The sequence below is a fragment of the Flaviaestuariibacter flavus genome, from assembly GCF_004337505.1.
Taxonomy (GTDB): Bacteria; Bacteroidota; Bacteroidia; order Chitinophagales; family Chitinophagaceae; genus Flavisolibacter; species Flavisolibacter flavus.
This window is the reverse complement of the sequence record NZ_SJZI01000042.1, coordinates 585,835-612,099: the sequence shown is the minus strand read 5'-3', so window position 1 is coordinate 612,099 and position 26,265 is coordinate 585,835. Positions and strand designations below refer to the sequence as shown.

Genomic DNA, 26,265 nt, shown 5'->3' with positions numbered 1-26,265 from the left:
GAAGGGGAGCCCGGAGTGTTTTTATTGAATACCGTAGCTCGCCAGGAGCTTTTGATAATGTTCGGAGTTGCGGCGGCGCAGGCTTTCCTTGCCCACCAGGTCCTGGATGCGGAGGATGCCGTCGATGATCGCCTCGGGGCGCGGGGGGCAGCCGGGAACGTAAACGTCTACCGGAACCACCTGGTCGATGCCCTGCAGCACGCTGTAGGAGTCGAACACGCCGCCGGAGCAGGCGCAGGCGCCTACCGCCATCACCCAGCGGGGCTCGGCCATCTGGAGGTATACCTGGCGCACCACGGGTGCCATCTTTTTCGAGATGGTGCCCATCACCATCAGCAGGTCGCACTGGCGGGGCGAGAAGCCGAGGCGCTCGGCGCCGAAGCGGGCCAGGTCGTAGTGGGAGGCCATGGTGGCCATGAATTCAATACCGCAGCAGGAAGTAGCGAAAGGAAGGGGCCAGATGGAGTTCTTGCGGGCAAGGCCCACAGCCTCACTCAGCTTCTGGGCGAAAAAACCTTCACCCTGGTAGCCGTCGGGCATATCCACCAGCGAGATGTCTTTCTCCAGCGGCTTTTCGTTGATATTATAGGAAACAGGACGTGCCATAAATTCTTCTTTTTAACTTTTGCAAAAGAGCGCGCGATTGTCAAAGTCCGGTCCGCACGGCGCCCTTCTGCGGATGAACTAGTCTTCCCACTTCAGCGCACCCTTCTTCACGATATAAATAAACCCGCAAAGGAAGAACGCGACGAACATCACTACAGCCCAAAAACCGCTCCAACCGAGCCCTTTGAAATTAACCGCGTAGGGATAGAAAAAGATCACTTCCACGTCGAAAAGCACAAACAGGATCGCCACCAGGAAATACTTGATGGCCATCGGCTGGCGGGCGTCGCCATGGCTTTCGATACCGGAGGTGAAGTTGGCGAGCTTGTCGGCCGTCTTGCGCTTGGGGCCCAGCAGGTGGGTCACGGCCATCAGGGTACCGATCATGCCGGCGGCGAAGAGAAACTGGAGCGCCACGGGCAGGTAGCTGCCGGCGCTGTTGACGTCGCGGACGGCACGGGTAATGTCGGCTTGAAGCAAATGGAACATAGGCTGTTGAATCGGCGGCAAAAATACAGTACAGCCATCAATCTGGAGCGTGAATATTTTGAGGCAAAAAACCGCGGTTTCGCACGCGAAAAACGCTGAAAACGCTGAAAAATAAAGAAGTCCCGCCAAGCGGGACTTCTGTCTGAACTATCGTGGTTTCCGCGGTTTCCGCGTGTTATCCTTTTTTCACTTTCGTTTTATTGGGCGCAGTCTTCACTTTCGTGGGTGCCGCGGGCTTCGAGGGGGCTGCGGGCCGGGCCGGCGCAGATTCAAGCCGCTTGATAACCGGCTCCAGCTGTGCCTGCTTGCTCGGGTCGAACTCGAGTGCCTTGCGGAGCATTTCAGCTCCTTTGACGCGGTCGTTCTTCTCGTTCACGTAGTAGTTGGCGAGGTTGGTAGCCGCTTCGTAGCCATAGATGCCGAGGCGGGCTTTGTCCGCCGACGATACGCGGAGCACCTGCTCGTACTGGGGAACCGCCAGGCCTTGCTTACCCGTGGTGTCGATATTGGCGAGGGCACGGGCGCTCCAGAGGTAACCATAGATCGAGTCGGGAAGCGCGCGGCTGTAAGCCTGGAATACGCTGTCGGCCTTCACGAAGGCTGCGCCCTGGTAGTACGGCAGACCAATCTGGAAGAGGCCGGCCGGGCTCGAGTTGGGGTTGAGGCGATGCAGGGCCAGGCGGAGATCGCCCTCGGCAACCTTGCGGTTGTTGGTTTTGGCCCAGTCAACGGCTTCCTGGAGAATCAGGAGCTTGTTGCGCAGGGTAGTGTCATCGTTTGCTGCATCCATATAAATATTTACCACCTGGGCCGGGTCTTCTTTCGAATAGATCGTTGCCTTCAGGGTGTAGTCTTTGGCAACAAGCTCGTCGCCCTTGGCGGTTGCAAACAGCTGATCAACATACTTGCGGGCCGCAGCGGTGTCTTTCTTGCCTTCTACATAAGAGTAGGCCATCAGTCGGTAAACACCGGGGCTGGCGGGCGTGCTGCCGCTCTGGGTAATGATGCGGTTGCCTATTTCAATGGCCTTATCGTAGTTCTTCTGCAGGAAGGCGGTCTGGGCGCCGAACACTTCGTTCTGGATGCTCGGGTCGGCCACGGCCACGTACTTGCGGGCCCAGTCTTCGGCCGCGTTGAAGTCCTGCTTGTAGAACAGGTTATAGTTGTATTGGCGCAGGTAAGCCGGGCCGAATTTGGGGTCGGCGGCAATGGCGCGGTTGAGGTTCTCGGTCACCACGTCCCAGTTGCGCTGGGTTTCGTAGATGCGGGCCATGCGGTAGTAAGCTACGGCCGGCATGCCGTTGGCGGCGGCGGCGGTGTAGGCCTTTACAGCCTGGCCACCTTCCTTGGCGCGGCGGTAGGCGTTACCGAGGTTGATCTGGATATCCGCATTGGTAGGCGCCAGCTGGGCAGCCTGCTGGAGCTTGGCGAGGCCGTAGGCTACATCGCCGTTCGTGGTTTCCACGTTGGCGCGGCCGATGGCGTTGAGCACGGCGGGGTCTTCACCCTTTTTGCCGCGGCTCAGGTTGATGGCGGTTTCAAATTGCTGGCGGGCTTCGCCGGCTTTATTTTCAACCAGGAGTACGTGGCCCATACCGGCAAGCAGCAGGGGCGCATTCCCGTTGGTGGAAAGGGCTTTCTGGTAAACGTTGCGCGCTTCCGCGGGCTGATTGAGCTGGAGGTATGTCTGGCCCAGCCAGTAAATGGCTTCGATGTTGTTCGGGTTAGCCGACAGGATCCGCTCAAAGGTGCTTTTGGCGCTGGCGGTACGGTCGGCGTAGAGGTGACCTATCCCCTCCTGAACCGACTGGGCGCCCGCACCGAGTGCGAAAAACACAGCAAGCAACAAAACAATGGCTGATTTCTTCATGATCCGTTTCTTTTTCGTTTTTAGTAAGAGCTCAAATTTTGTTCTTTAGTTTACCTAAAGGTTGTTAAGGTTGAAGTTCTAACACTTAATTAATCCCTTCATTAACAACCTTCAATGCCTGTGCAACTATTCCTTTACCTCCGCCGAGCGCACCTGGAAGTTCATCATCGCGGGCATCAGGAAGGCGCGGTTAAACACCATCTGGCCGCTGGTAGTGGTCAGATAATTCGCAAAACCATGGCCGAGGCCATTGTGACGTTCCTTGAGTACTACCACGAGGTCGCGCCGGAGCGGGTAACGCTTATACCAGATATTGTACTGGGCGGGCCACACGAAGCGGGCCGTGTCTTTGGCATCCTGTAGCAGCGCCACCTTGATGCGGCTCAGGTAGCTGAGCTGGGTACTATCCTGCGGGTTGCCCACCCAGCTGACCCCGAGAAAGCCGACAGCGTCGGGGTTGCGCGACACATAATCGATCACGCCGGCGCTGTTATCGGCCGCCGTTACGTTGGCGCCGAGTGGGGCGCCGCGGAGCACCGAGTCCATCAGGAAGCGCACCGTGCTGGTAGCCTTGAGGCCATCCATCACCGGGCGCAGACCGCGTTGCGACTTGCCGGTAAGCAGGTCGCGGATCTCGGGAAGGGTAAAGAGCGTGTCTTTGGAGGAAGGGTGAACGATCACCGCGATGGCGTCGTAGGCCGCCACGTTGTAGGATACTTCGGTTTTCAGCGAATCGTTGATAAAGGCCTTTTCCTGCGGGCTGTAGGCGCGGGTGGCGATGACGCAGCGGATGGAGTCGACCCCGAAGTCGCGGAAGCACTCAGCCTCGGGCTTATAATGGGGGATGATATGGGTGCCGGGATGCAAGGCTTCAAATACCCGGATCTCCGAGTCGATGACGGGACGGAAAGACTCGTCGGCACTGATATGGATCGTGCCGCTTGTGCGGGTATCTGTCGGCTCATCAGGATCGCGCTCCCCACCGCAGCCGGTGAGCAGGGCTCCTGCCAATAGTAAAGCCAGTAATCGGTTGCCAAATCGCGCCATCCGGGTGCCGTTCATCATTCCTTAAAGTAATTCTTCCTATAGCCGCGATAAACGCGCCAAACTCCATATACCACAAACAGGACGCCGATGGCTACGTCAAGCCCGCCGGGCTCGCGGCCCATGATCGGCGTTTTGGTAAAAAAAGCATAGAAAAAGAAGAGCCCTACCAGCACAAACACGATCCCCATGGCATAGTCCATGATCGCGCGCATGGTGCCGACCTGGCGGCGGCGTTTCTTTTCGTACTCTTCTACCATTGATTCCTGTTGGGTTGGGCAAATTAGGCAATTTTCGCTTCCAAGTTGCAAAAACCGGGCTGCCGTCCCTTCTACTCTTCGGGGGCCTGGAAGGTGACGGGTTGCTGGAAGGCGGTGGCCACGGCGCGGCCATTCTGCCGCGCAGGCTTCCAGCGGGGCATGCGGCGCAGCACGCGGAGCACCTCGTTGTCGAAAGAGGCGCCGCCCGAGCGCAGGATCTGGAAGCCGGTCACCACACCTTCTTCCGATACGAGGAAGCGCACCAGCACCGAGCGTTTCTCGCCGGCTTCCATATCGGATGGCGTCGTAAGCATCTTGCCGAGGTATCCGCGCCAGGCGGCGTCACCGCCGGGGAACTGCGGCGCCTCCGAAGGATTCGGAACGAAGGTGGGTTCTTCCGGAGGGGCCGGCGGCGTAACTGGCGGGGCCACTACTTTCGGCCCTACCGGCAGGTCCACGTGCACATCGGCCGTCGGCACATCGCCTGTCGCCTGGTGACCGCCGATGACTGCTTTATCGAGCGCATCGATCCGCGCCAGGTCGGGCTTATCGATGTCTTTCACGATCTGGATATTCTTGGTGTAGTGCTCCGTCTGCATTTTCTTCTGGACCGTCCTTGTTACTTCGGGCTGCTTTTCGGGCTTCGGCAGCTCAAAGGTTTTCAACACGACACCCTCCCCGGGAAGCAGGCTCCCGCGATCCGAAGCGCCCGGTGCGCCGAGGCGTCCTGCAATAAAGAAGATGGAGAAGGCGGCCGTAAGCGTTAGTCCCAGGGCTACCGAAAGACGGTTGGCGTAATACTTACGAAGCACGTAGGCGCCGTACTGCTTGTTGCGCTGCTCAAACAACAGGTCGAGCAGGGATGCTTTCTGAATGTCGAAGTGGGTCATGGCAGTGGGGTTTTCTATGGGATGCAGGGGCGTTTCGAAATCCACAGAAAACAATGCGGTAATCCGGTAATGCGGTAATGTGAGAAAAGAAGGCCGAATACGGATGGAAGAACAGGGGGAAGACATTAAAGAGCATGGCGTCGAACACGCATTACCACATTACCGCATTCACACATTACCGCATTACCACATTACCGCATTCACACATTACCGCATTACCACATTACCTTTGCGGCGATATGAAGATCCTGATGGTTTGCCTCGGTAATATCTGCCGCAGCCCGCTGGCAGAGGGCATTCTGAAGCACAAGGCGGCGGCGGCCGGACTCCGTTGGACGGTGGAAAGCGCCGGCACCAACGGCTACCACGTGGGCGAGGCGCCGCACCGGCTGTCGCAAAAGGTGGCGCAACTGAACGGCGTGGATATCTGCCAGCAGCGCGCCCGACGGTTTACCGCCGCCGACATGGATCGCTATGACAAGATCTACGCCATGGCCGGCGATGTGGTGGACGATATGAAGCGCATCGCGGGCCGGCACTGGAATGCCGGGAAAGTAGACCTGCTGCTCAACGAGGTGCATCCCGGCGCCGACGAAGACGTGCCCGATCCCTGGTATGGCGAAGAACCGGGCTACCATGATGTATACAAACTGATCGACGCCGCCTGTGACCGCATCATTGAAAAATACGCATCCCGTAATACTACGGCCTAACAATTAACATGAGCCAGAAACCCTCTTTGCCGCAAGGCACGCGCGACTTCGGACCCGAGGTGGTCCGCAAGCGCCAGTATATCCTCAACACGATCCGGACTGTCTTTGAGCGCTTTGGCTTCCAGCCCCTCGAAACGCCCGCGATGGAAAACCTCGACACCCTTATGGGCAAATACGGCGAGGAAGGCGACAAGCTTATTTTCAAGATCCTCAACAACGGTCTCGACCGGCCCGAGAAGGAAGCGTCGGCCCGCGCCGCCTTCGAGAAAGTGCTCGGGGGCAAAAGCACCAAAGACCTCACCGAGCGCGCCCTCCGCTACGATCTCACCATTCCCTTTGCCCGCTACGTAGCGATGAACCATGGCAGCCTCACTTTTCCTTTCAGGCGTTACCAGGTGCAACCCGTATGGCGCGCCGACCGTCCGCAAAAAGGCCGCTACCGCGAGTTCTACCAGTGCGATGCCGACGTGGTGGGCTCCCGTTCGCTGATGAACGAAGTGGACCTCTGCTCCATCTACCACACCGTATTTATACAGCTCGGGCTCAAAGGCTACGAGCTGCGCATCAACTCGCGCAAGCTGCTGGCCGCCCTCGCCGAGATCAGCGGCGGCGCCGAAAAGATGATGGACATCACCATCGCCATCGACAAGCTGGATAAGATCGGGCTGGATAAGGTGAAAGAAGAACTCGCCGGGCGCGGACTGAACGAAGCGCAGATCGCCACCATCCAGCGCTACCTCGAGATCGGCGGAAGCAACGAAGAAAAGCTTGTCGCCATTAAAGAACTCTTTGGCGACAACGAGACAGCGAAAAAGGGAATCGAAGAAATTGAGTTTGTAGGCAATATGGTTACCGGCGAGGGGGTCAATCTCGTGCTCGACTTCACCCTCGCGCGCGGGCTCAACTACTACACCGGCATCATCTTCGAAGTGAAAGCGCCTGCTGAAGTGAAGATCGGCTCCATCGGCGGCGGCGGCCGTTACGATGATCTCACCGGCCTCTTCGGCGTACCCGACATGCCCGGCGTGGGCATTTCCTTCGGTGTCGACCGTATTTATGACGTGCTGGAAGAACTGCGGCTTTTCCCCGAAGCGCTGACGCAAAGCACGCGCGCGCTCTTCTTCAACCTGGGCGATGCCGAAAGCCGCGTTGCTTACGGGCTACTCCAGGAGCTTCGCATGGCCGGCACCTCGGGTGAGCTTTACCACGAAGCGTCCAGGATGGACAAACAATTCAAATACGCAGAGAAAAAGCATATTCCCTACGCCGTGATCATCGGCAGCCGGGAAGTGTCCGAGAAGACGGCACTCGTAAAAGAGCTTACCACCGGCAAACAAACCTCGGTGCCTTTCGAAGATCTTGCCGGATTCCTAAAGAGCTGACACCAACACCCAAAAACAAAGCCCCGGAACACCGGGGCTTTGTTTTTCTTAAATGAATTCGTTGCACCACGGATCAGTGGTTGACACGCCGGATATAGTTTACCGCTGAATCGAAAAGCACTTCCGGCTTTCCTTTACTTACATTGACATAACCCGCGCGGAGCAACCCCTTGCGATCCTCGCGCCAGTACCGCTCGAAAGCACCCAGCTCCTTGAACAGCGTATCACCAACGGAGCTGAACCCCGGCACGTGCACCGCATGATCGATCGGCTGCAGATCGCCCCGGTCGGGCACATAGGCTACATAGAATACGGTACCGTCGTTGTAATGATAGCTGCGCACCACGCGGCCACCCGCCTCGTTGTCGGTGCGGGCTTCCCTGAAACCCTTCGGCACCCTGAGGCTCAGCTCACCCGCGGCCGGAAGCGATACCCGGTCGCTCCGCAACGCCTTGTAGGGATTGCAGGCCAGGAGGCAGAACACAACAGGCAAGACGGCTTGTTTCATCATGATAAAGAGTCGCAATTTTCGTTCCCGACACCACTCAGGATTCCAGATTTATGATCTCCGATCTGAGATTTTTCCAGCCGTGATTGCATCTCGAAAATCCGAAATCAAAAATTACAAATTCTCATAAATGATCGCCGCGCCCTGGCCCACACCCACACACATCGTAGCGAGACCGTAGCGGCCGCCGCGGCGCTTCAGCTCGTGAAGCAGCGTAGTGGAGATGCGTACACCCGAGCAGCCGAGCGGGTGACCAAGCGCGATGGAGCCGCCGTTGACATTCACCTTTTCGGAATCAATCTGCAACTCCTGCATCGAAGCCAGCACCTGAGAGGCAAAGGCTTCGTTGAGCTCCGCCAGGTCAATATCGGCAACGGAAAGCGAAGCGCGCCGGAGCGCCTTTTGCGTGGCCGGCACCGGGCCGATGCCCATGATGGCGGGATCCACGCCGGCAACAGCCATGGCCACCACTTTGGCGATCGGCTTCAGTCCATATTTCTGCACCGCTTCTTCCGAAGCCAGCAGCATCGCGGCCGCACCGTCGTTGAGGCCGGCGGCATTGCCGGCGGTAACGGTGCCGTCCTTTATGAAAGCGGGCTTCAGCGTTGCCAGCTTCTCAGCTGTCGTGCGGCGGGGGTGCTCGTCGGTATCCACGATCTTCTTTTCCTTGCCCTCGGTCACTTCCACCGGAACGATCTCCTCCGCCCACTTGCCGGCTTCGAGCGCGGCGAAATAATTGTTTTGGGAACGAAGCGCCCAGGCATCCTGTGCCGCGCGGGAGATCTGCCACTGCTTCGCTACATTTTCACCGGTCTCGCCCATACTGTATGGATAATGCACATCGGCGAGGCGGCTGTTCACAAAGCGCCAGCCAAGCGTGGTGTCGACAATTTCCGTGGCCCGCTGGAAGGGTGATGTTGCTTTCGCCATAACGAAGGGCGCGCGGCTCATGCTCTCCACACCGCAGGCGATCATGAGCTCGGCGTCGCCGGTCATGATCTGGCGTGTAGCGTCCATGATGGCCTGGAGGCCGGAGGCGCAAAGGCGGTTAACGGTATTGCCCGGCACGGTCACCGGCAGGCCGGCCAGCAGCGCCGCCATACGGGCCACGTTGCGGTTGTCTTCGCCGGCCTGGTTGGCATCGCCGGCAATCACATCTTCAATAGCAGCGGGATCAACGGAAGGGTTGCGTTCGAGCAGTGCTTTGATGGCGCCGGCCAGCAGGTCGTCGGGGCGTACGGAAGAAAGGCCCCCCCCGTATTTACCGATGGGCGTGCGGAGGGTGTCGATAACGTAAACGGTGCGCATAATGGTGGGCAGGACGCTTTGGAGCTGCGCCGCCCGGGCCTCCCGGGCGGGCCGTCCTGAGGGGCGCAAGTTAGGGGCTATCCCGCTTAGCGGGCCATGAAAATCCGCGGCCGGCGAAAGGCAGACTTCGACGTTTCCTCTTTTTCCCCGTCGAGTATCATCTGGCCCACTTCTACGTAAATGCCGCTTACTTTACCGGCTTTCCGGCGGAAGTAGAGCTGCCCGTTATAGGCGTCGAGGTGAAACGTATCCCTGCTCACCTGGGTCAGGATGGAGCCCCCGATGGCCGAGCTGATATAGAGTTTCCCGTCGCGCAGCTGCACTTCGGCCGAAGTCACCTGGCTTCCTTCCGGGAACGTATAAGTGCCTTTGTATTCGGCCAGGGTGGAATCTGACTGGGCCAGGACGGACAGCGGCAGCAGGAAGGCGATGAGGATCGTAAGCAGTTTCATTGTGGATTGGTTTCGGTAAAAATAAAGCTTTCGGTCGCACCGGCAGGCTACCCTTGACAAGGGGTTAACACCCCTCCCCCGCCGGTTCACGTATCTTTGCGCCATGAGCGCAACTCAAAAAAACATCCGCAATATCCGCCAGCTGGCGCAGGAAGACCTCATCCAGTATTTCGAAGTGCTGGGCGAACCGAAATTCCGGGCGAAGCAGGTGTGGGAATGGCTTTGGATGAAGGGCGCCCGTTCCTTTGCCGACATGACCAACCTGAGCAAGGACCTGCGCCAGAAGCTGGGCAACCACTTCACGCTCCCGGCCCTGGCGGTTGATGCTACCCAGTACAGTGCCGATGGTACGGTGAAAAGCCGCTTCCGCACCCATGAAGGACACCTCTGCGAAGGCGTGCTCATCCCCACCGAGGAGCGCTTTACCGCCTGCGTTTCCTCGCAGATCGGCTGCTCGCTGGCCTGTAAGTTCTGCGCCACCGGCTATATCGACCGCAAGCGCAATATGGACTTCGACGAGATCTATGACGAGGTGGTGCTGCTCAACGAACAGAGCGAAAAGGTTTACGGACACAAGCTCACCAATATCGTGTTCATGGGCATGGGCGAACCGCTCCTGAATTACAAAAACGTGCTCAAAGCTATCGAGCGGATCACCTCCCCGGACGGACTGGGCATGAGCCCCCGGCGCATCACCGTTTCCACCGCCGGTGTGGCCAAAGCCATCCGCCAGCTTGGCGACGATGGCGTTAAGTTCAAGCTGGCGCTTTCACTGCATGCCCCCAACGATGCCAAGCGCGACCAGATCATGAACATCAATGCTTCCAACGATCTGAAATCGCTTGTGGAGGCGCTCAACTATTTCTACCAGAAAACCAAAAACGAGATCACCCTCGAATACATCCTTTTTAAAGACCTCAACGACGGGCCCAAAGATGCCGATGAGCTGGTAAAGCTCTACCGCCAGATTCCCGCCGACCTGGTCAATATTATCGAGTACAATCCCATTGATCTCGCAAAGTTTGAAAAGCCGACCGAGGAGCGCACCGAGGCGTTTATGGCGCACCTTGCCAAAAACAAGGTCAATGCCCGCCTCCGCCGGAGCCGCGGCAAGGACATCGATGCCGCCTGCGGACAGCTGGCCAATAAGGAAGGAATGACCCGTTAACTTGCCGGTCTGCAAAAATAAGTAGAAACACTAAAGTCAATTTGCACGGTTTTAACGATTAAAACGACCACTTAGGCGAACTAAGGCGATCCACCTAATGCTCCACAGGTACTTTTGACTTGTCAAACGCAAAACGTACTTTATGAAAGCTGCTGTACTCTGCTTCGCCCTCCTGCTCTCCCTCTCGGCCCTCGCTGCTCCCGCTACCGAAAAAGCTCCTAAGAGCAAGGCTGCCATCGCGGCCGCTACCTTCCCGGGTGGCGACGTAGCCCTCAACGGTTTCAAGTCGGCCATCCTCACCAGGGTGATCCGCACCGGCATCGCCCAGGGCCTCCCCGCCGGCAGCTACGAAGTACAGATCCGTTTTGACATCGATGCCCAGGGCAACGTGGGCAATATCCACGCGCTCAGCACCATCGGCTACGGCCTGGAGCAGGAAGCCCTCAGCCAGTTCGCCAGGTCCGGCCGCTGGACACCCGCCCGCACCGAAGGCCGCAAGGTGAAGGCGACCCAGGTACAGTCGTTTCGTTTTGATGTGTTATAAATCGTTCCCCGTCCCCTATGAGCAACCCCGGCCCCGCGCCGGGATTTCTATTTCGCGTAGAGCGTCCGCAGCGTCACCGACCAGCGCCAGGCGGCCACCGGGGCCGTGCTGTGCTGCCAGTCGCTGCGCGCCGCCCCTTCCATGATATAGAGCGAGCGCCGCGCCACCACCAGCGAGCGGGTGGCACCCCGCGTCTGCAGTTTTTTTTCCTGTGGCCGCAGGCGGAAGGTGCAGTCCGAACCCAGCGACAAGCCGGCGATGAGGGCAAAAGGCGGCGCATCGCGGTGCCAGTTGATGACCGCCCCGGGTGGGTAGGCCGTCACCAGCAGCTCGGCGAAATCTTCGCGCCGCAGCCCCAGGTGGGCCGCTACCTTCTCCGCCACCGGCTCCAGGAAGGGCGGCACCGGGCGCCCCGGCGCCAGGGTGCGGGTATCGAAATGCCAGTCCCGGCCGAAGGAAGCGACCAGCCGCTTCGCCGTATAGCCCTGGAAGAGAAAAGGATGCAGGTCGAGCCCCTCCACACCGCGGAGCAGGTCCGCTTCCTCCTCCACGGAAAGAAAATCCGGCAGGTAACGAAACCCTTGCGGCAACAGGTCATCCAGCGGAAAAAGCGTCTGCACGGCGTTGCTGCCGACAAAAACATGCCAAGAGGGAATGGCAGATCTCAGATGTAATAAATGCAAACGGCCTATTGGACAACGTTTCCATCAGGTGTTTCAAACCAAGATCCGAGATCTGACATCTGAGATCTGAGATCTTCTCCTAGCTTTGCGGCCCCGCATTCCGCGGGAACTACGATTATGGACATCAAAGTCATTGCCTTCGACGCCGACGACACCTTGTGGGTGAACGAGCCTTATTTCCGCGAAACAGAAACCCTGTTCTGCCAGCTGCTGGAGGACTTCATGCCCCTGCACAGCGCCGAGCGGGAACTGCTGCAAACGGAGATCAAGAACCTGCCGCTTTATGGCTACGGCATCAAGGGCTTTACCCTGTCGATGGTGGAAACGGCCCTGACCATTTCCGAAGGCAATATCAGGGCATCCGCCATTGCCCGCATCCTGGAGCTGGGCAAGGAACTGCTGGCCCGCCCCATCGAGCTGCTCGAGGGCGTGGAAGAAGTGGTGGCTTCCCTGAAAGAGCGCTACCGCCTCGTGGTGGCCACCAAGGGCGACCTGCTCGACCAGGAGCGCAAAATGAAGAACTCGGGGGTCATCCACCACTTCCACCACATCGAGATCATGTCGGATAAAGGCGTATCCGATTATGCCAAATTGGTACGTCACCTCGACATCGCCCCGGAGCAGTTCCTGATGATCGGCAACTCGCTGAAGTCGGACGTGCTGCCGGTGCTGGAGCTTGGCGGCCACGCCATTCACGTGCCGTATCATACTACCTGGGCGCACGAAGTGGTTGATCATGACATCGAACATCCCAACTTCCGCGCGGTAAGCACCATCCGCGATATCCTGCCCCTGTTGTAGCAGGCACAGCGGCTTATTTTCGTGGCATGTTCACGCCCCTCGACCTCAGCACCTGGAACCGCCGCGATCATTTCCACTTTTTCCGCCGCTTCGAAGAACCTTTTTTCGGTGTGACCGTGGAACTGGATTGCACAGAAGCCTATGCCTGTGCAAAAGCCAACGGGCACTCCTTCTTCCTGTATACACTCTGGCATACGCTGCGCGCGGCCAATGCCACGGAGCCGTTCCGCTACCGTATCAGCGGCGACGAGGTGCGCGTATACGATGAAGTGCACGCCTCCCCGACCATCAATCGCCCCGACGGCACTTTCGGCTTCGCTTATATGGACTGGCACCCGGAGCTTACCGTATTTATACAGGAAGCACAGGCAGAGGCGACACGCGTGCGGGCCGCAACCGGGCTGGTTCCAGCCATTTCGGGCGAAAACGTACTGCATTGCTCCTCCCTGCCCTGGCTGCGCTTCAGCGGTCTGTCGCACGCCCGCGCCTTTTCTTTTCCGGATAGCTGCCCGAAGATCTCCTACGGCAAAATGACGGAAAGCAACGGGCGGCGCACGATGCCGCTCTCGGTGCACGTGCACCATGCGCTGATGGATGGATCCGATGTGGGCCGGTTCGTAGAGCGCCTCGAAACCGGCATGCGCGAAGGCTGATCGCGGCAGAACGCCCCGGCGCTATCTTCGCGGCCATGGCCTATATCGAAGCATACCGTTTCCGCGCCACCCTGCCGCAGCGCGACCTGCTCCGGTTCCTGGCGCAGACGCCGGCCGGCCAGTACGTGTTCGTGGCTACAGCCGATGGCAGCCTCTACGGGCTTTTCCCCGGCAGCGAGATCGCGGAATATTTCTGCAACGAATTTTCGCCGGAATCCTTTCACATCATCCCGCCCGAAGAACTGCGCGACGCCGCCCGACAGCCGGGCTGCAAAATATGGGGAGAGGCCTCCCTGCTCCAGCTCTGAATGTTCTAGCGGATCAACGTTACTGTACCTTTTTTGAAGATGCGTTTCCCATCGTAAGCGATGCCTTCGGCTATGTACACAAAAGTGGCGGTGCCGGCAGGCAAGCCTTTGATCCTGCCATCCCAGCCCGAGCGGGTGTCGGTGCTGTGAAAGACACGTTGCCCATTGCGATCAAAGACCGAGAAGTAGTGCAGTTCCCGTATTCCTACAACCACGGGGCGCAGCAGGTCATTCTTCCCGTCATTGTTTGGTGTAAACGCATCGGGGATATAGATGTCCGGTCCCAGCATCCGCCGCACCAGCACCTGCGAATGCAGGATGCAGCCCTGCGGGGTTTCCACGCGTAAAGTATAGCGCTGGTCGCGGTCCCAGAAAGCAAGCGGGCGGGCCGCCGTATCGCTGTCGAGCCCGAGGGCCGGCTGCCACTGGTAGCGCGAGCCGGGACTACCGCCGCCGTCGAGCCGGACCGGGCCGGCAATGGCGGCAAGTGTATCCGTGAAGGCAGGTGGCGCTACGTCATAGATGGTGATAAAGCCACGCAGTGTGTCGGTGCAACCGGCGGCATTGGTTCCGGTTACGGCAACCGGATAGCGGCCGGCACGGGCATAGCGCCCGTCGCGCTGCGCGGGGCCGGCGCTGAATGCGGTGCTCCCGATGTTCCAATACCATTGCTGCACGCCCGCCGAAGTGTCCGTAACAGTAAACGTGAGAGGCGTACCGGCGCAGGAATCGCTCCACTGCAGCCCGATGCGGGGCGCGCCGCGCACATCGATCAGGCTGTCGTGCGCCGCGCTCCGGCAGCCCAGGTTACTTTCGGCTACTAGCTGCAGCCGGTGGGCGCCGCCGGCCAGCAGCACCCGCGGATGCTGGTCATTGCTGAGAGGATTGCCGTCGACGCTCCACTTCCAGCCCGTAACGGTCTGCCCGCCAGTGCCCGGCACATAGGACGCATCGCGCAGGCTGGCGCTGTCGTTAGAGCAGGCCGTCTGCAGGCTGAAGGCGGCCACCGGGCGGTCACCGATCTCGATGCGGCGGCTTACGGTATCGGAACGGCACCCTTCGGCACTGCGTACCGCAAGACGCGCGTTGATGAAACCAGACGTCAGCGGAAGGGCTGCGGGCACCGGCGTTGTTGACACCACACCATTGATTTCCCACCACCAGGCGACAATCGGATCGCCGGGCGCGGTAACGGATGCGTCGCGCACCGGCGCCGCCACAAGGCCCGCGCAGTTTTCACCACTGGGCGTAATGGCCGCAGCCGGGCCGGGCAACACAACCAGGTCGACAGGAACCGACCGGCTGCAGGCGCCGGCATTGCTCAGTATGAACAGTCCGCTGTGCGTGCCGGCGGCGGGATAGCTGTACGAAAAGGGCACGCCCGGCAACACCTGAACCCCGCTACCCTCCGGCCGCCACGTAAAGGTGGCGCCGGCAAGCGGCGGGCTGGTGTTGGTAAATACAAACTGGTTGCCCGTCAGGCATTGGCGCGAACTGTTAACCGAAAAGGTTAGCGGCCAGCTGCTCACAACGCGGATGATGATCGGCACTCGTTTGCTTTCACAACCATAGAGCGCCTTTTGCGATACCCATACCGTATCCAGCCCGGGGGCAAGCGTTGAGGGACGTGGCGGATCCAGCGCCGCCAGCCCGCCGGTAGAATCGGAATACCAATGCAGCAGGCAGCCCGGGCTTTGCACCACCCCGCTTACCGGCGAGGGAAACTGGTTCTGGCAATAGGTCAGCGTATCGGGCTGCCGCGGCGGCGGCGGATTTTGCAGCACCGTCACGGTTGCCTTGAAGGTATCGCGGCAGCCGTATCCGGGATAAGGCACCACGTCTACCCAGAAGAAGCCACTGGTGACCGGCGCGGGCGAAAGGGTAATCGTTTGCCCCGTGCCAACCACCTGTGAATAGGTACTGTTATACCAGGTATACGATTCATAGCCGAAAGGCGCGTTGAGCGTGAGTGCGTTCGACTCGATACAATAAGGTGCCGTGGCAAGAATGTTGGCGCAGGACGCATCAACATCTACGTACGCATAGCCGAAATGCCCGCCGCGTGTACAATCGTAGGTGCCGAATTCGAGCAGCACATCGCGGCCGGCCATCCCGTCGATCTGGATCGAGCCCGGCGTCCATTTCCGGTAAACGACCGACGCATCGTCATCAGAAGACTCGAAGCCCGGTAGCGTGCCGCTGGCCACGTAGTCGAACGTAGAACAGCCAATGACGGCGCCGCTCACCGCGTCGACCGCCCTCACCGTAAAGCGCGGCTGCTCCGCTGCGGTGTGATCCGGGTTTTGCAGCACGATCGCATAGAAATAAGTGATGGTAAAGGCCGACTGGTTGGCCGGTACGCGGAAGGTGTAGGAAAGGTGTTCGCTTTCGGCGCCCGTACGCTCGTTACCCAGCCGCGCCGAGTAAGTGCCGCCGTAGGGACAAAGCTTCGGAAAGTGGCCATAGCGGTCATTGCCCGAAGCGGCCGAAACGATCTGGTGCCGGGGAAAGGGCGTGGTGGCACCATTGCCCGGATCCAGCTCCCAGTTCGAAAAATTACCGTCCTCGAAGCCGATGTTCGGCGGACAACCCTGAGCCGCTGCGCCCTGGAAAAGACTACGGAAAAGCACAAGAAATATGGTGAGGAGGAGCAGTCGCAATGGCTGGTGGTTTTCGATGTGAGGTGAAATTTATCAATAAAACAGCAGAACACCTTGGAAATACCGGATAGGAAGGACGTTTACCGGATCAGCGTTACCGTTCCTTTTTTGAAGACGCGTCTTCCATCGGAAGCGATGCCTTCGGCCACGTACACGAAAGTGGCGGTGCCGGCAGGTGTTCCCTTGATTCGCCCATCCCAGCCCGAGCGCGTGTCGGTGCTGTGGAAGACGCGCTCGCCGTTGCGGTCAAATACGGAGAAGTAACGCAGCTCACGTATTCCTACAACCACGGGGCGCAGCAGGTCGTTCTTCCCGTCATTATTCGGGGTAAAGGCATCGGGAATATAAATGTCCGCACCCCGCATCCGCCGCACCGTAACAAAGGACCTGCGGTCACAGCCTTTCGGACTCAGGGCGTACACCCAATAGGACTGGTCCCGGTCGGCCACTGCCACCGGTGCCGCAGCCGTATCAGAGTTAAGACCAAATGCCGGCGACCACTGGTACCGCGTCCCCGGCGGCCCGCCGCCGGACAGCGGCACCGGGCCGCCGATTACAGCCAGCGTATCCTGAAAGGACGGAGCACCTATGTCATAGATCTGTAGCGGAGCACGCAGCGTATCGCGGCATCCGCTCCCGCTGACCGAGGCTATCCGCACCCCGTAGTTTCCGGCCACGCTATAACGGTGTTGTTGCGCGGCCATACCGCGCACAAACGGTCCGTTCCCGAACGACCACCACCACTGCGTCACACCTGTATTATTACTGTCGCGCACCGAAAAAAAGATGTTTCTCCCGGCACAGGAATCCGACCAGCTGAGTGTAGTACCGGGCGCCGGCCTGACATCAATGAGGCTGTCGTGCGGCAGGCTGCGGCAACCAATGTTAGACGCCACGACAAGCTGCAGGCGGCGCCGGCCGGGCGGCAGCAGCACACGCGGCGACTGCACATTACTAAGCGGGGCGCCGTCTACGCTCCACTGCCAGGCCGAGACGGGCTGCCCGAGAAAGCCGGCAGGCATGTAAGAGTGGTCGCTAAGTGGCGTGCTGTCGTTCGAGCAGGCTGTGGTTACGGAGAAAGCGGCAATGGGGCGGGCGCCAATCGTTACGGTGCTGCGGGCCGTGTCGGAGCGGCAGCCCGCGGCCGACACAACGCAAAGCTTTGCTGGCATCAATCCTGCCACCAGCGTCACGGACTGCGGCACCTGCGTTGTCGATACGGTTCCCTGCACCTTCCACCACCACGATGCGATCGGGTCGCCGGTAGCGGCCACGGATGCATCCCGTACCGGTGAACCGAATACGCCGATGCAGTTTTCCCCACTGGGTTCGATGCGGGCAACCGGCGCCGGCAGCACCTTGATGATTACCGGCAATTCCGCATCGCAATTCCCGGCGTTGCGCAACATGAAAAGACCGGAAAAGGTGCCGGCATGATCGAAAACATGCGACACGGTGGCTCCGAAAGGAACGCGGGTGGGGGTACCATTGGTCGTTTGCCAGAAGCCTATGGCCTCGGTGAGCGGAGGGGTGGTGTTGGTCAGGAAAAACCGGTTGCCGACAAGGCAGGCCTGGAGGGTGTTGATCGTATAGGATATCGTCCAGCTGTCCACCACCCGGACGCAGGCAGCCGATCGTTTGCTTTCACAGCCGAAAAGCCGCTGTTGCGCCACCCAGAATACCTGCATCCCGGTGCTGAGCGTTGAGGGAACCGGCGGCCCCGGCAGCGGAAGACCGCCGGTGGAGTCGCGATACCATACCAGGTAGCATCCGGGATCCGGCTTCACGGACGCCAGGGCCACCGACACCTGCATTTTGCAGTATACGGCGGTATCGGAAGTACGGGGCGGCGGCGGACTTTCCATCACCGACACCGGCGCCTTGATGGTATCGCGGCAGCCGACGCTGTCGAAAGGCTCAACGACCACCCAATAATTCCCGCTCGCAACGGGCTGGCTCGGGGTAAGCGTCACGTTTTGCGTGTGGCCGAGAACCTGGGAAAAGTTTTCATTGTACCAGGTGTACGCCCGGTATCCGAACGGACCGAGCAGTGACTGAACGCCCTGGTCGCTGCAATAGGGTGCCGCAGCGCTGATCTCATCGCAGGGCTCTTTCATATCTACGTAGGCGTAAACCAGCTTTCCATGTTTTTCGTCGCAGGTAGAGGGCTGTGTAGTGAAGTTAATGGACACAAGATGGCCCGACACTCCTTCAAGCCGCAGTGACAAGGGCGTCCACCGGCGGAAATAATAGGAGCCGCCCATGGGGTCGTTGTAATCCGACGACTCGAAAAGATCCATCTTGCGGGTATCGAGATTAATGGGCGTACAGGCGATATCCCGGCCGGTAACCATGTCGAAAGCCCGGATGAGAAAACGCGGCGGCATAAACTGGAGGTGCTCGCAATGCTGCATCACCAGGGCATAGAAACAATTGACGGTGAAGGTGTCTACTCCCCGGGGGACGTCCACCACATATTCGAGCAGGACGCCCGGTTTCGTCATAAGGGCGGAGTACCGCCCCCCGTAGGGACAGAGCTTCGGGAACCCGCCGATTGAATCGTTGCCGGAAGCTGCCGAAACGAGGCGCACCTCCGGCCGCCGCGGCGATTGGGTCATCGGGCTTCCACCCCAATTATCAAAAGTTCCGTTCTCCAAACCGATATTGGGCGGACACCATTGTGCCGCGCCTTTTCTACCGAAAACGCAAAGAAGGAACAGCAGTATGGTTACGGTGCGGGCGGTCATAGCGGAAGCCTTGGCGGTTCCTAATTTAACCTATTGCCGCGCGCACCGCAAGAAAAGCTGTATGAATTGTTACACCCCGCGCTTGTCGCCCCAGATGTGGATGTGCAGGCGGTCGGTGTAGTTGTAGTTATACTGCTTGCAAAGCTCGGCCACCCAGGCCTGCTTTTCGCGAAGCGCGGCAGCCGAGGTCCCCTGCGGCATCAGGTAAACCGCTTCGGGCCGGATGCCGTAACCCTGCACCAGCGCGAGCACCTCGTCCAGGTCGGCGCGGCTGTCAACTACGAACTTGAAATTAGCCTTCGGCGAGGCGGCAAAGAAGCGGATGGCTTCGGGATTCAGCCGGTCTTCGGGTGCCACCTTAGAGTTGGCCAGCTTCACCGAAACATTGTACTGATCGGTCAGCGCATCAATCTCCGGCAGCGGCTTCAGGGTGCCGTTTGTTTCAAACTCGATGTGATAGTCGGGATTGTTTTCCTTCAGCAAACGAAAGAGGCTGCGCAGGTCTTTTTGCTGCACCAGCGGTTCGCCGCCGGTAAAAATGAGGTTGCTGCAGGAAATAACGGCCAGCCGGTCACGGATCTCCTCATTGGAGATCAGCTGCTGGTACTCCTCTTTCCGGTACTTGCGATAACCGGGACGCACGTCGTTGTTGTGGGTGAAGGCGGTGCCTTCCCAGTTCCAGGTGTAGTCGGTATCGCACCAGGCGCAATAGAGATTGCAGAGCGAGAGTCTTATGAAGACCGAGGGACGGCCAATGCTTTTCCCCTCCCCTTGTATGGAGTGAAAGATCTCGGGTTGTCCGTTAAGTCTGGCGAGCTTGAGCATGGCGGCGCAAAGTTAGGCCGCATGGCGGGAAGTAAGCGCTGTCGCTGCCGGTATTAACGAATCAGCGCTACGGTGCCTTTGCGGAAGAGCAGGCGCCCCAGGTAGTCGGTGGCCTCAGCCACGTAAACGAAAGTAGCCGTGCCGAATTCCCGGCCTTTAAAGCGGCCGTCCCAGCCCACATTCGGATCGGTGGTCTGGAAGACCAGGACGCCATTGCGGTCGTAGATGGAGAAATAATGAAAGGCGCTGATGCCCACCGGGATCACGCGGAGCAGGTCATTGCGCCGGTCGCGGTTGGGCGTGAAGGCGTTGGGCACGTAGAGCTCGGGGCCGGCCATGCGGCGGATCCGCGCCTGCGAGCGGGCCTCGCAGCCCTCCGGCGTCCTTGCATAAAGCGTATACGACTGGTCATCGGGTGCGAGCGCCACCGCCAACGCCGCGGTATCGCTGAGCAGGCCGGTGGCAGGGCTCCACTGGTAGCGGGTGCCGGGGCCGCCGCCGCCGCTGCCGTTGAGGCGCACCTCCTGCCCGATCGCGGCAAGCGTATCCACCGGGCGCATCGGCAGAATATCGTAGATCTGTACCAGCTCCGAGCGCGTCACCTCGCAGCCATTCGGCGAGGTCGCCACGAGCGTCACCGCATAGCTGCCGCCCCGCGCAAAGTTGAAGCGCCGCTCCGGCGGACCTTCTTCGCGCTCGCGGTCATCATTCAGCCACTCCCAGCTGCTGATCGGCCCGCCGTTTACCTCCGCGGCGCGGAAAGTGATCGTCCGGCGGGCGCAGGAGTCGTCCCACTGCAAATCGATCTGCGGTGGCGGCACCACGTGCACCACGATCATCCGCCGGGCACTTTCGCAGCCGAAAAGGACTTTCTGAGATACCCAGAAGGTGTCGGCACCCAGCACCGTGGTGTTGGGAGCAGGTGGCACCGGGCTCCCCACCGTCGCTGTTGGCGATACGTACCAAATCAGCACGGCCCCGTCGTCGGACTGCGCACGGAGCGAAGTCGGCGGCTGGTTTACGCAGAAATACAGGTCCCGCGGCCCGCGCGGTGTGTCGGGCACCGGCTCGCGGGTCACCAGCGCTTTCATCGTATCGCGGCAGCCATAGCCGGGGTAAGGCACCACATCCACCCAATAATACCGCACGCCGGCGGGCACCGGGCTGACGGATACCGTCTGGCCTGTGCCAACCGTTCGACCAAAGCTGCTGTCGAACCAGGTATAGGATTCAAAGCCGAAAGGGGCATTCAGCACGAGCACACTATCGTTGCCGCAGATGGGCGCAGCCGCCGCTACATTGCTGCAGCTGTTGGCGACATCCACGTAGGCATACCCGAAATGGCCGCCCCGTGTGCAGTCGGCCGTCCTGAAGTCGAGGCGGATGGTATGGCCGGCCCGGCCGAGAAACTGCAGGGAAGCGGGCGTCCAGTCCTTGTAAAAAACCATGGAGTCGACGCTGGACTGGTGAAAGCCGGGAATACTGCCGGAGGCCACAAAATCAAAGGACGCGCAGGTCATCCGCTGGGCCACTGAAACGTCAGTAGCCCAAACCTGGAAGCGCGGCTGCTCGGCGGCCATATGATCGGGGTTCTGGAACACCACCGCGTAGAAATAGGTCAGGGTGAAGGTATCCTGGTTGGCCGGCACCTGGAAGGTATAGGAAAGACCTTCAGCCTGTGCGCCCCGCAGCCGGTTACCCAGCTGCACCGACACGCCGCCGCCGTTGGGACAGCGTCGTGGAAAGTGCCCGTAAGGGTCCAATCCCGGGTTGATGCCCCGCATGAGCGTGTGGCGGTTATTGGTCGGGGTAACCTCAGAAAGACGGATGCCGGTTGCGACGTCGACCGTGCCGGTATAGGCTTTCCAATTAGAAAAATCGCCGGCCTCGAAGCCGATATTGGGCGGGCATTGGGCGGCCGCCCGACCGGCGTTCGCCAGCAGCAGCAGGAGGAAAAATATGGTGCGGGCGCAGGGGATCATCATGCAGGCGCGAAGCGGGTAGAAAGGGCTTCCGAACTTAAACCTTCGCCGCTTGCCGGGCAAATAAAGCTGTACGAATGGTACCAGGCGGATGCCGTTACCGAAGGAATACGGCAAAAAGGAAGGCGGCGTTGGCCGCCTCGGTTTTTTTCACCGTTTTTGGGTGAAAAAAAACATTCTGCGGTGTTTTTCCACCCCTTGCCGCACGGGGTGGCGGAGGCAGCTTTGGAAAAAACTTATGCTGGTCAAAATCTTCGGAGCCGCCGTCCATGGCGTGGATGCGCTCACCATCACCATCGAGGTCAACTGGATGGAAAGCAATGTGGGCCTGCTGCTGGTGGGCCTTCCCGACGGCGCGGTAAAGGAAAGCCTGCAGCGGGTGGAGAGCGCGCTTGGCGCCATCGGCCACGAGCTGCCCCGCACCCGCATCGTGGTCAACCTGGCGCCGGCCGACCTGCGCAAAAGCGGGTCGGCCTTCGACCTGCCCATCGCGCTCGGCATCCTCGCCGCCTCCGACCAGGTGCCCGGGCCGGAGCGGCTGGAACGCTATATCATCATGGGCGAGCTGGCCCTCGACGGCGCCCTCCGCCCCGTGCGCGGCGCCTTGCCCATGGCACTGATGGCACGCCGCGAGGGCTTCAAAGGACTCATCCTTCCCGCCGTCAACGCCCGCGAGGCGGGCATCGTGGAAGGCCTCCAGGTGCTGGGTGTAGAGCACATCCGCGAAGTACTCGAATTCTTCAGCAACGACGAAGCCGGCATCCCTCCCACCGAGGTAGACCTGCAGGCGGCCTTCCGCGCGGCGCAGGAGCAGTGCGACATCGACTTTGCCGAGGTAAAAGGGCAGGAGAATATCAAGCGCGCCCTCGAGATCGCCGCCGCCGGCGGCCACAACGCCATCCTCATCGGCCCGCCCGGCGCAGGCAAAACGATGCTGGCCCGGCGCCTGCCCACCATCCTGCCGCCACTGAGCCTCGCCGAGGCGCTGGAGACCACCAAGATCCACTCAGTGGCCGGCAAGCTGCCCGAAGGCGCCACGCTGGTGGCTGCGCGGCCTTTCCGGAGCCCGCACCATACCATCTCCGACGTGGCACTGGTGGGCGGCGGCGGCATGCCCCAGCCCGGCGAGATCTCGCTGGCCCACAACGGCGTGCTCTTTCTCGACGAGCTGCCCGAATTCAAGCGCACCGTGCTCGAAGTGATGCGGCAGCCGATGGAAGAACGACGCGTCACCATTTCGAGGGCGCGGGTGGCGGTCGACTTCCCCGCATCCTTTATGCTCATCGCCTCCATGAACCCCTGTCCCTGCGGCTATTACAACCACCCCGACCGGGCCTGCAGTTGCGGCACCGTACTGGTGCAGCGCTATCTCAACAAAGTATCGGGGCCCCTGCTCGACCGCATAGACCTGCACGTGGAGGTAACACCGGTGTCTTTCGGCGAGCTGTCGGCGACACCCGCCACGGAGCCCTCGCGCGCCATCCGCGAGCGCGTCATCGCGGCGCGCCTGCGGCAGGCGGAGCGCTTTGCCGGAAAGCCGGGGCTTTACTGCAATGCACAGATGGGCAGCCGCCTGCTCAAGGAAGTGTGCGTCGTCGGCACCGCGGGGCAGGAGCTCCTGAAACGCTCGATGGAGAAGCTCAATCTCTCGGCACGCGCCTACGACCGCATTCTCAAGGTAAGCCGCACCATCGCCGACCTCGCCGGCAGCGAAGACATCCGCACCGAGCACCTCGCGGAGGCGATCCACTACCGGAGCCTGGACCGGGAAGGATGGGCGGGGTGATGAATTTCGAATAACGGATATCGACTAATGAATATCGGAGCAGGTATGCTCGAATTTTACAGGTGCCACCTGCACTGACATTTGGTTTGCATCAGGCAGTCCAATACGCGGCTTTAAACCAGGCTAATTATTCGACATTCCCCTTGCCGATATTCGATAATCGATATTCGATATTCACCTCGGTATCTTTATTCCATGAAGATCCTCTTACATTACCTCAAACCCTATAAATGGATGGTCGCCGTCGTGTTGTTCCTGGCGGCTGTCAATATCAGTTTTTCGCTCCTGGATCCCATCATCTTCGGTAAGCTGATCAAACTGGCCTCTTACCAGCACAAGCCGCCCACCGGGCACACGGCTTTCAGCTGGCACGACTTCCTGTTTACACGAACGGAGCTGCCGCCCCTTAAGGCGGGCGGCGACCCGATTATTATCTATGGCGTGGTATGGCTGCTTGGCGCCTCGATCACCGTAGCCATGATCAGCCGGATCGCGAAGAATTTCCAGGACTATTTCCTGCAGGTCATCATCCAGAAGTTCGGCGCCAAGGTGTTCACCGACGGATTGAAACATTCGATGAAATTGCCTTACGCGGAATTCGAAGACCAGCGCTCGGGCGAGACACTTTCGATCCTGCAGAAGGTGCGGACCGATACGGAAAAGTTCATCTCCAACTTCGTCAACATACTTTTTACAGTGGTGGTTGGTATCGTCATCGTGGCCACCTTCGCGGCGCACCTCTCCGGCTGGCTGCCGGTGGTTTATTTCGGCGGTGTTGCCATCCTGATGTTCATCTCCAACAAACTGAGTAAAAAGATCAAGACCATCCAGAAAACGATCGTATCGCAAACAACCGCGCTGGCGGGATCCACCACGGAATCGCTGCGCAACATCGAGCTGGTGAAAAGCCTCGGCCTCACCAACCAGGAGGTGGACCGCCTCAACAACAACACCTACAAGATCCTCGGGCTCGAGCTCACCAAGGTTAAGCGGATCCGCTCTATCGGGTTTATCCAGGGTACTTTCGTGAATACGCTTCGCCAGGTGATCCTGTTCCTGCTGATGTGGCTCATCTTCCGCAACAAGATGGACGAAGGCGACCTGGTAACGATGCAGATCTTCTCGTTCTTCATTTTCGGGCCGCTACAGGATATCGGTAACATCATCGTCAGCTACCGCGAGGCGGAAACTTCGCTTCACAACTTCCAGACGCTGATGCAGAAAGAATCGGAAAAGCAGCCCGACAACCCGCGACCCCTGGGCGCGATCCGCGAGCTCGAGTTCCGGAACGTCGGTTTCCAGCACCGCACCGCACAGCACAAGGCCATCGACGGTATTTCCTTCGACGCCCGCAATGGTGAAACGGTCGCGTTCGTCGGACCGTCCGGCTCGGGCAAGAGCACGCTGATGAAGCTGCTGGTGGGACTGTACCGCCCGCAGGAAGGCGGCATCTACTATAACGGCATGGACGAAAACTCGATCGTGTTCGACGACCTGCGCAACCAGATCGGTTTTGTAACGCAGGACACGCAGCTCTTCGCCGGCACCATCCGCGAAAACCTGATGTTCGTCAACCCTGCGGCTACCGAAGCCGATCTCCAGGAAGCCCTGCACAAAGCGGCCTGCGACTACCTGCTGTCGCGCGCCGAAAAAGGCATCGACACCGTTATCGGCGAAGGCGGACTGAAGCTTTCCGGCGGCGAGAAGCAACGCCTCTCCATCGCCCGCGCCCTCCTGCGCAAGCCCCGCGTGATGCTGTTCGACGAAGCCACCTCGGCCCTCGACTCCATCACCGAGGAAGAGATCACCGAAACGATCCGCGAGCTCTCCTCGCAGCGCGAGCAGATCACGATCCTCATCGCCCACCGACTTTCCACCATCATGCACGCCGACCGCATCTATGTGCTGGAGCGCGGCGTGGTGGCCGAAACCGGCAACCATGAATCGCTGCTGGCGGAGAAAGGGCTTTACTACGCCATGTGGCGCCAGCAGATCGGGGAAAGAAAGGTGATGGCGAAAGCATAAGGCACCAAACACCAGCTCGAACTGTACTTAAACATGGTCGCCGCTACATTTTTATCTATATTACCTGCCATAACCAAAACCCACCTGCATGAAAAAAATCATGATGGCATTTCTTGTCGCCCTGCCCATTTTTGCATCGGCACAGAAAGTTGACGTGAAGGACGGAAAGATCCTTGTGGACGGAAAAGAATACGCACTAATCGAACGCAGCCACGGAGACTTTACGGTACGCGACCTTTCCGGCAACGAAGCTATCATCATTCGTTCCGTTCGGTTTCAAGACCCCACCACCAGCTACAGCCAGCCTATTGTATTCTATGCCGAATTCATCTTTCTGAACTCGAAACAGAAAGCAGAATCGAAAGATCTATATCACCGCATTAACAAGATGGCCGAAGTGGTAGTCAAGGCGAAGCTTTTCAAGGATGGCGTAATCGACGAAGAAGCCGTCAGCCGCTATGTGCTGATCAATGGTACTCCATTCAGCGACCGGATACGCGTGCGCTGAGATCACGTCCTATCCAATTGCAAACGCCTGACGCATAGCGTCAGGCGTTTGCA

General features: G+C 59.6%; 24 protein-coding genes. 10 read left to right on the top strand and 14 right to left on the bottom strand.

Annotated elements, in window-relative coordinates; translation table 11 throughout:
* Positions 1 to 21: 21 nt before the first annotated feature.
* From EPD60_RS10470 to EPD60_RS10445, 6 genes are all read right to left on the bottom strand, one after another.
* The gene (locus EPD60_RS10470; RefSeq protein ID WP_165871506.1) at positions 22 to 606 is read right to left on the bottom strand and encodes an NADH-quinone oxidoreductase subunit B; all 585 of its coding nucleotides are present in this window, start codon (positions 604 to 606) and stop codon (positions 22 to 24) included.
* Positions 607 to 684: 78 nt separating this feature from the next.
* On the bottom strand, positions 685 to 1,095 hold the full coding sequence (locus EPD60_RS10465; RefSeq protein ID WP_131449395.1) for an NADH-quinone oxidoreductase subunit A: 411 nt from the start codon (positions 1,093 to 1,095) through the stop codon (positions 685 to 687).
* A 175-nt stretch (positions 1,096 to 1,270) separates the two neighbouring features.
* The gene (locus EPD60_RS10460) at positions 1,271 to 2,965 is read right to left on the bottom strand and encodes a tetratricopeptide repeat protein (protein WP_131449394.1); all 1,695 of its coding nucleotides are present in this window, start codon (positions 2,963 to 2,965) and stop codon (positions 1,271 to 1,273) included.
* A gap of 126 nt (positions 2,966 to 3,091) precedes the next feature.
* Positions 3,092 to 4,030: a PstS family phosphate ABC transporter substrate-binding protein gene (locus EPD60_RS10455; protein ID WP_131449393.1), complete on the bottom strand. Its 939-nt coding sequence runs from the start codon at positions 4,028 to 4,030 to the stop codon at positions 3,092 to 3,094.
* A complete protein-coding gene (locus EPD60_RS10450; protein ID WP_131449392.1) occupies positions 4,027 to 4,269 on the bottom strand; it encodes a DUF1206 domain-containing protein in 243 nt (80 codons plus the stop codon). The genes EPD60_RS10455 and EPD60_RS10450 overlap by 4 nt, the downstream gene beginning before the upstream one ends.
* A gap of 71 nt (positions 4,270 to 4,340) precedes the next feature.
* Positions 4,341 to 5,159 (bottom strand): energy transducer TonB, encoded by an 819-nt coding sequence (locus tag EPD60_RS10445; protein ID WP_165871505.1) that lies wholly within the window; start codon positions 5,157 to 5,159, stop codon positions 4,341 to 4,343.
* Between the two features lie 239 nt (positions 5,160 to 5,398).
* On the opposite strand from EPD60_RS10445, the gene EPD60_RS10440 reads away from it, so the two are divergent.
* Both EPD60_RS10440 and hisS read left to right on the top strand, forming a co-directional pair.
* The gene (locus EPD60_RS10440) at positions 5,399 to 5,872 is read left to right on the top strand and encodes a low molecular weight protein-tyrosine-phosphatase (protein WP_243647807.1); all 474 of its coding nucleotides are present in this window, start codon (positions 5,399 to 5,401) and stop codon (positions 5,870 to 5,872) included.
* Between the two features lie 8 nt (positions 5,873 to 5,880).
* On the top strand, positions 5,881 to 7,254 hold the full coding sequence (hisS, locus tag EPD60_RS10435; RefSeq protein ID WP_131449390.1) for a histidine--tRNA ligase: 1,374 nt from the start codon (positions 5,881 to 5,883) through the stop codon (positions 7,252 to 7,254).
* A 73-nt stretch (positions 7,255 to 7,327) separates the two neighbouring features.
* On the opposite strand, the gene EPD60_RS10430 is transcribed toward hisS, so the two are convergent.
* The 3 genes from EPD60_RS10430 to EPD60_RS10420 all read right to left on the bottom strand — a co-directional run bounded on the left by EPD60_RS10430 (position 7,328) and on the right by EPD60_RS10420 (position 9,522).
* The gene (locus tag EPD60_RS10430; protein ID WP_131449389.1) at positions 7,328 to 7,765 is read right to left on the bottom strand and encodes a hypothetical protein; all 438 of its coding nucleotides are present in this window, start codon (positions 7,763 to 7,765) and stop codon (positions 7,328 to 7,330) included.
* A 111-nt stretch (positions 7,766 to 7,876) separates the two neighbouring features.
* Complete coding sequence (locus EPD60_RS10425; protein ID WP_317126059.1) at positions 7,877 to 9,139, bottom strand: thiolase family protein; 1,263 nt, start codon at positions 9,137 to 9,139, stop codon at positions 7,877 to 7,879.
* 17 nt (positions 9,140 to 9,156) lie between these two features.
* Complete coding sequence (locus tag EPD60_RS10420) at positions 9,157 to 9,522, bottom strand: hypothetical protein (protein ID WP_131449388.1); 366 nt, start codon at positions 9,520 to 9,522, stop codon at positions 9,157 to 9,159.
* A 103-nt stretch (positions 9,523 to 9,625) separates the two neighbouring features.
* Here EPD60_RS10420 and rlmN point away from each other — a divergent pair, with 103 nt between their 5' ends.
* Both rlmN and EPD60_RS10410 read left to right on the top strand, forming a co-directional pair.
* A complete protein-coding gene (rlmN, locus tag EPD60_RS10415) occupies positions 9,626 to 10,690 on the top strand; it encodes a dual-specificity RNA methyltransferase RlmN (RefSeq protein ID WP_131449387.1) in 1,065 nt (354 codons plus the stop codon).
* A gap of 142 nt (positions 10,691 to 10,832) precedes the next feature.
* Positions 10,833 to 11,234, top strand: a complete 402-nt coding sequence (locus EPD60_RS10410; RefSeq protein ID WP_131449386.1) for an energy transducer TonB — start codon at positions 10,833 to 10,835, stop codon at positions 11,232 to 11,234.
* A 47-nt stretch (positions 11,235 to 11,281) separates the two neighbouring features.
* Here the strand turns inward: EPD60_RS10410 and EPD60_RS10405 are convergent, their stop codons facing one another.
* Positions 11,282 to 11,854 (bottom strand): alpha-ketoglutarate-dependent dioxygenase AlkB, encoded by a 573-nt coding sequence (locus EPD60_RS10405; RefSeq protein ID WP_207896606.1) that lies wholly within the window; start codon positions 11,852 to 11,854, stop codon positions 11,282 to 11,284.
* Positions 11,855 to 12,034: 180 nt separating this feature from the next.
* Here EPD60_RS10405 and EPD60_RS10400 point away from each other — a divergent pair, with 180 nt between their 5' ends.
* The 3 genes from EPD60_RS10400 to EPD60_RS10390 are packed head-to-tail and all read left to right on the top strand — an operon-like array spanning position 12,035 to position 13,679.
* Positions 12,035 to 12,718: an HAD family hydrolase gene (locus EPD60_RS10400; protein WP_131449385.1), complete on the top strand. Its 684-nt coding sequence runs from the start codon at positions 12,035 to 12,037 to the stop codon at positions 12,716 to 12,718.
* 26 nt (positions 12,719 to 12,744) lie between these two features.
* Positions 12,745 to 13,371 carry a CatA-like O-acetyltransferase gene (locus tag EPD60_RS10395; protein ID WP_131449384.1) on the top strand — a complete coding sequence of 209 codons (627 nt, stop codon included), beginning with the start codon at positions 12,745 to 12,747 and terminating at the stop codon, positions 13,369 to 13,371.
* 35 nt (positions 13,372 to 13,406) lie between these two features.
* Positions 13,407 to 13,679, top strand: coding sequence for a hypothetical protein (locus tag EPD60_RS10390; protein ID WP_131449383.1), 273 nt, complete (start codon positions 13,407 to 13,409; stop codon positions 13,677 to 13,679).
* 5 nt (positions 13,680 to 13,684) lie between these two features.
* On the opposite strand, the gene EPD60_RS10385 is transcribed toward EPD60_RS10390, so the two are convergent.
* From EPD60_RS10385 to EPD60_RS10370, 4 genes are all read right to left on the bottom strand, one after another.
* Positions 13,685 to 16,339: a T9SS type B sorting domain-containing protein gene (locus EPD60_RS10385; RefSeq protein WP_131449382.1), complete on the bottom strand. Its 2,655-nt coding sequence runs from the start codon at positions 16,337 to 16,339 to the stop codon at positions 13,685 to 13,687.
* An 80-nt stretch (positions 16,340 to 16,419) separates the two neighbouring features.
* Positions 16,420 to 18,957: a T9SS type B sorting domain-containing protein gene (locus tag EPD60_RS10380; protein WP_165871504.1), complete on the bottom strand. Its 2,538-nt coding sequence runs from the start codon at positions 18,955 to 18,957 to the stop codon at positions 16,420 to 16,422.
* A 198-nt stretch (positions 18,958 to 19,155) separates the two neighbouring features.
* A complete protein-coding gene (locus EPD60_RS10375; protein WP_131449380.1) occupies positions 19,156 to 19,911 on the bottom strand; it encodes a 7-carboxy-7-deazaguanine synthase QueE in 756 nt (251 codons plus the stop codon).
* Positions 19,912 to 19,964: 53 nt separating this feature from the next.
* On the bottom strand, positions 19,965 to 21,896 hold the full coding sequence (locus tag EPD60_RS10370; protein WP_131449379.1) for a T9SS type B sorting domain-containing protein: 1,932 nt from the start codon (positions 21,894 to 21,896) through the stop codon (positions 19,965 to 19,967).
* Between the two features lie 235 nt (positions 21,897 to 22,131).
* Here EPD60_RS10370 and EPD60_RS10365 point away from each other — a divergent pair, with 235 nt between their 5' ends.
* The 3 genes from EPD60_RS10365 (at position 22,132) to EPD60_RS10355 (ending at position 26,212) form a co-directional block, all read left to right on the top strand.
* Complete coding sequence (locus tag EPD60_RS10365) at positions 22,132 to 23,679, top strand: YifB family Mg chelatase-like AAA ATPase (RefSeq protein ID WP_131449378.1); 1,548 nt, start codon at positions 22,132 to 22,134, stop codon at positions 23,677 to 23,679.
* A 195-nt stretch (positions 23,680 to 23,874) separates the two neighbouring features.
* Complete coding sequence (locus EPD60_RS10360) at positions 23,875 to 25,704, top strand: ABC transporter ATP-binding protein (protein ID WP_131449377.1); 1,830 nt, start codon at positions 23,875 to 23,877, stop codon at positions 25,702 to 25,704.
* An 88-nt stretch (positions 25,705 to 25,792) separates the two neighbouring features.
* Positions 25,793 to 26,212: a hypothetical protein gene (locus EPD60_RS10355; RefSeq protein WP_131449376.1), complete on the top strand. Its 420-nt coding sequence runs from the start codon at positions 25,793 to 25,795 to the stop codon at positions 26,210 to 26,212.
* Positions 26,213 to 26,265: the final 53 nt, after the last annotated feature.

What these genes read in the sequence shown, in the direction of transcription:
- EPD60_RS10470 (WP_165871506.1), bottom strand. Translation starts at nt 606, where the DNA reads ATGGCACGTCCTGTTTCCTATAATATCAACGAAAAGCCGCTGGAGAAA.
- EPD60_RS10465 (WP_131449395.1), bottom strand. Translation starts at nt 1,095, where the DNA reads ATGTTCCATTTGCTTCAAGCCGACATTACCCGTGCCGTCCGCGACGTC.
- EPD60_RS10460 (WP_131449394.1), bottom strand. Translation starts at nt 2,965, where the DNA reads ATGAAGAAATCAGCCATTGTTTTGTTGCTTGCTGTGTTTTTCGCACTC.
- EPD60_RS10455 (WP_131449393.1), bottom strand. Translation starts at nt 4,030, where the DNA reads ATGATGAACGGCACCCGGATGGCGCGATTTGGCAACCGATTACTGGCT.
- EPD60_RS10450 (WP_131449392.1), bottom strand. Translation starts at nt 4,269, where the DNA reads ATGGTAGAAGAGTACGAAAAGAAACGCCGCCGCCAGGTCGGCACCATG.
- EPD60_RS10445 (WP_165871505.1), bottom strand. Translation starts at nt 5,159, where the DNA reads ATGACCCACTTCGACATTCAGAAAGCATCCCTGCTCGACCTGTTGTTT.
- EPD60_RS10440 (WP_243647807.1), top strand. Translation starts at nt 5,399, where the DNA reads ATGAAGATCCTGATGGTTTGCCTCGGTAATATCTGCCGCAGCCCGCTG.
- hisS (WP_131449390.1), top strand. Translation starts at nt 5,881, where the DNA reads ATGAGCCAGAAACCCTCTTTGCCGCAAGGCACGCGCGACTTCGGACCC.
- EPD60_RS10430 (WP_131449389.1), bottom strand. Translation starts at nt 7,765, where the DNA reads ATGATGAAACAAGCCGTCTTGCCTGTTGTGTTCTGCCTCCTGGCCTGC.
- EPD60_RS10420 (WP_131449388.1), bottom strand. Translation starts at nt 9,522, where the DNA reads ATGAAACTGCTTACGATCCTCATCGCCTTCCTGCTGCCGCTGTCCGTC.
- rlmN (WP_131449387.1), top strand. Translation starts at nt 9,626, where the DNA reads ATGAGCGCAACTCAAAAAAACATCCGCAATATCCGCCAGCTGGCGCAG.
- EPD60_RS10410 (WP_131449386.1), top strand. Translation starts at nt 10,833, where the DNA reads ATGAAAGCTGCTGTACTCTGCTTCGCCCTCCTGCTCTCCCTCTCGGCC.
- EPD60_RS10400 (WP_131449385.1), top strand. Translation starts at nt 12,035, where the DNA reads ATGGACATCAAAGTCATTGCCTTCGACGCCGACGACACCTTGTGGGTG.
- EPD60_RS10395 (WP_131449384.1), top strand. Translation starts at nt 12,745, where the DNA reads ATGTTCACGCCCCTCGACCTCAGCACCTGGAACCGCCGCGATCATTTC.
- EPD60_RS10390 (WP_131449383.1), top strand. Translation starts at nt 13,407, where the DNA reads ATGGCCTATATCGAAGCATACCGTTTCCGCGCCACCCTGCCGCAGCGC.
- EPD60_RS10380 (WP_165871504.1), bottom strand. Translation starts at nt 18,957, where the DNA reads ATGACCCAATCGCCGCGGCGGCCGGAGGTGCGCCTCGTTTCGGCAGCT.
- EPD60_RS10375 (WP_131449380.1), bottom strand. Translation starts at nt 19,911, where the DNA reads ATGCTCAAGCTCGCCAGACTTAACGGACAACCCGAGATCTTTCACTCC.
- EPD60_RS10370 (WP_131449379.1), bottom strand. Translation starts at nt 21,896, where the DNA reads ATGATGATCCCCTGCGCCCGCACCATATTTTTCCTCCTGCTGCTGCTG.
- EPD60_RS10365 (WP_131449378.1), top strand. Translation starts at nt 22,132, where the DNA reads ATGCTGGTCAAAATCTTCGGAGCCGCCGTCCATGGCGTGGATGCGCTC.
- EPD60_RS10360 (WP_131449377.1), top strand. Translation starts at nt 23,875, where the DNA reads ATGAAGATCCTCTTACATTACCTCAAACCCTATAAATGGATGGTCGCC.
- EPD60_RS10355 (WP_131449376.1), top strand. Translation starts at nt 25,793, where the DNA reads ATGAAAAAAATCATGATGGCATTTCTTGTCGCCCTGCCCATTTTTGCA.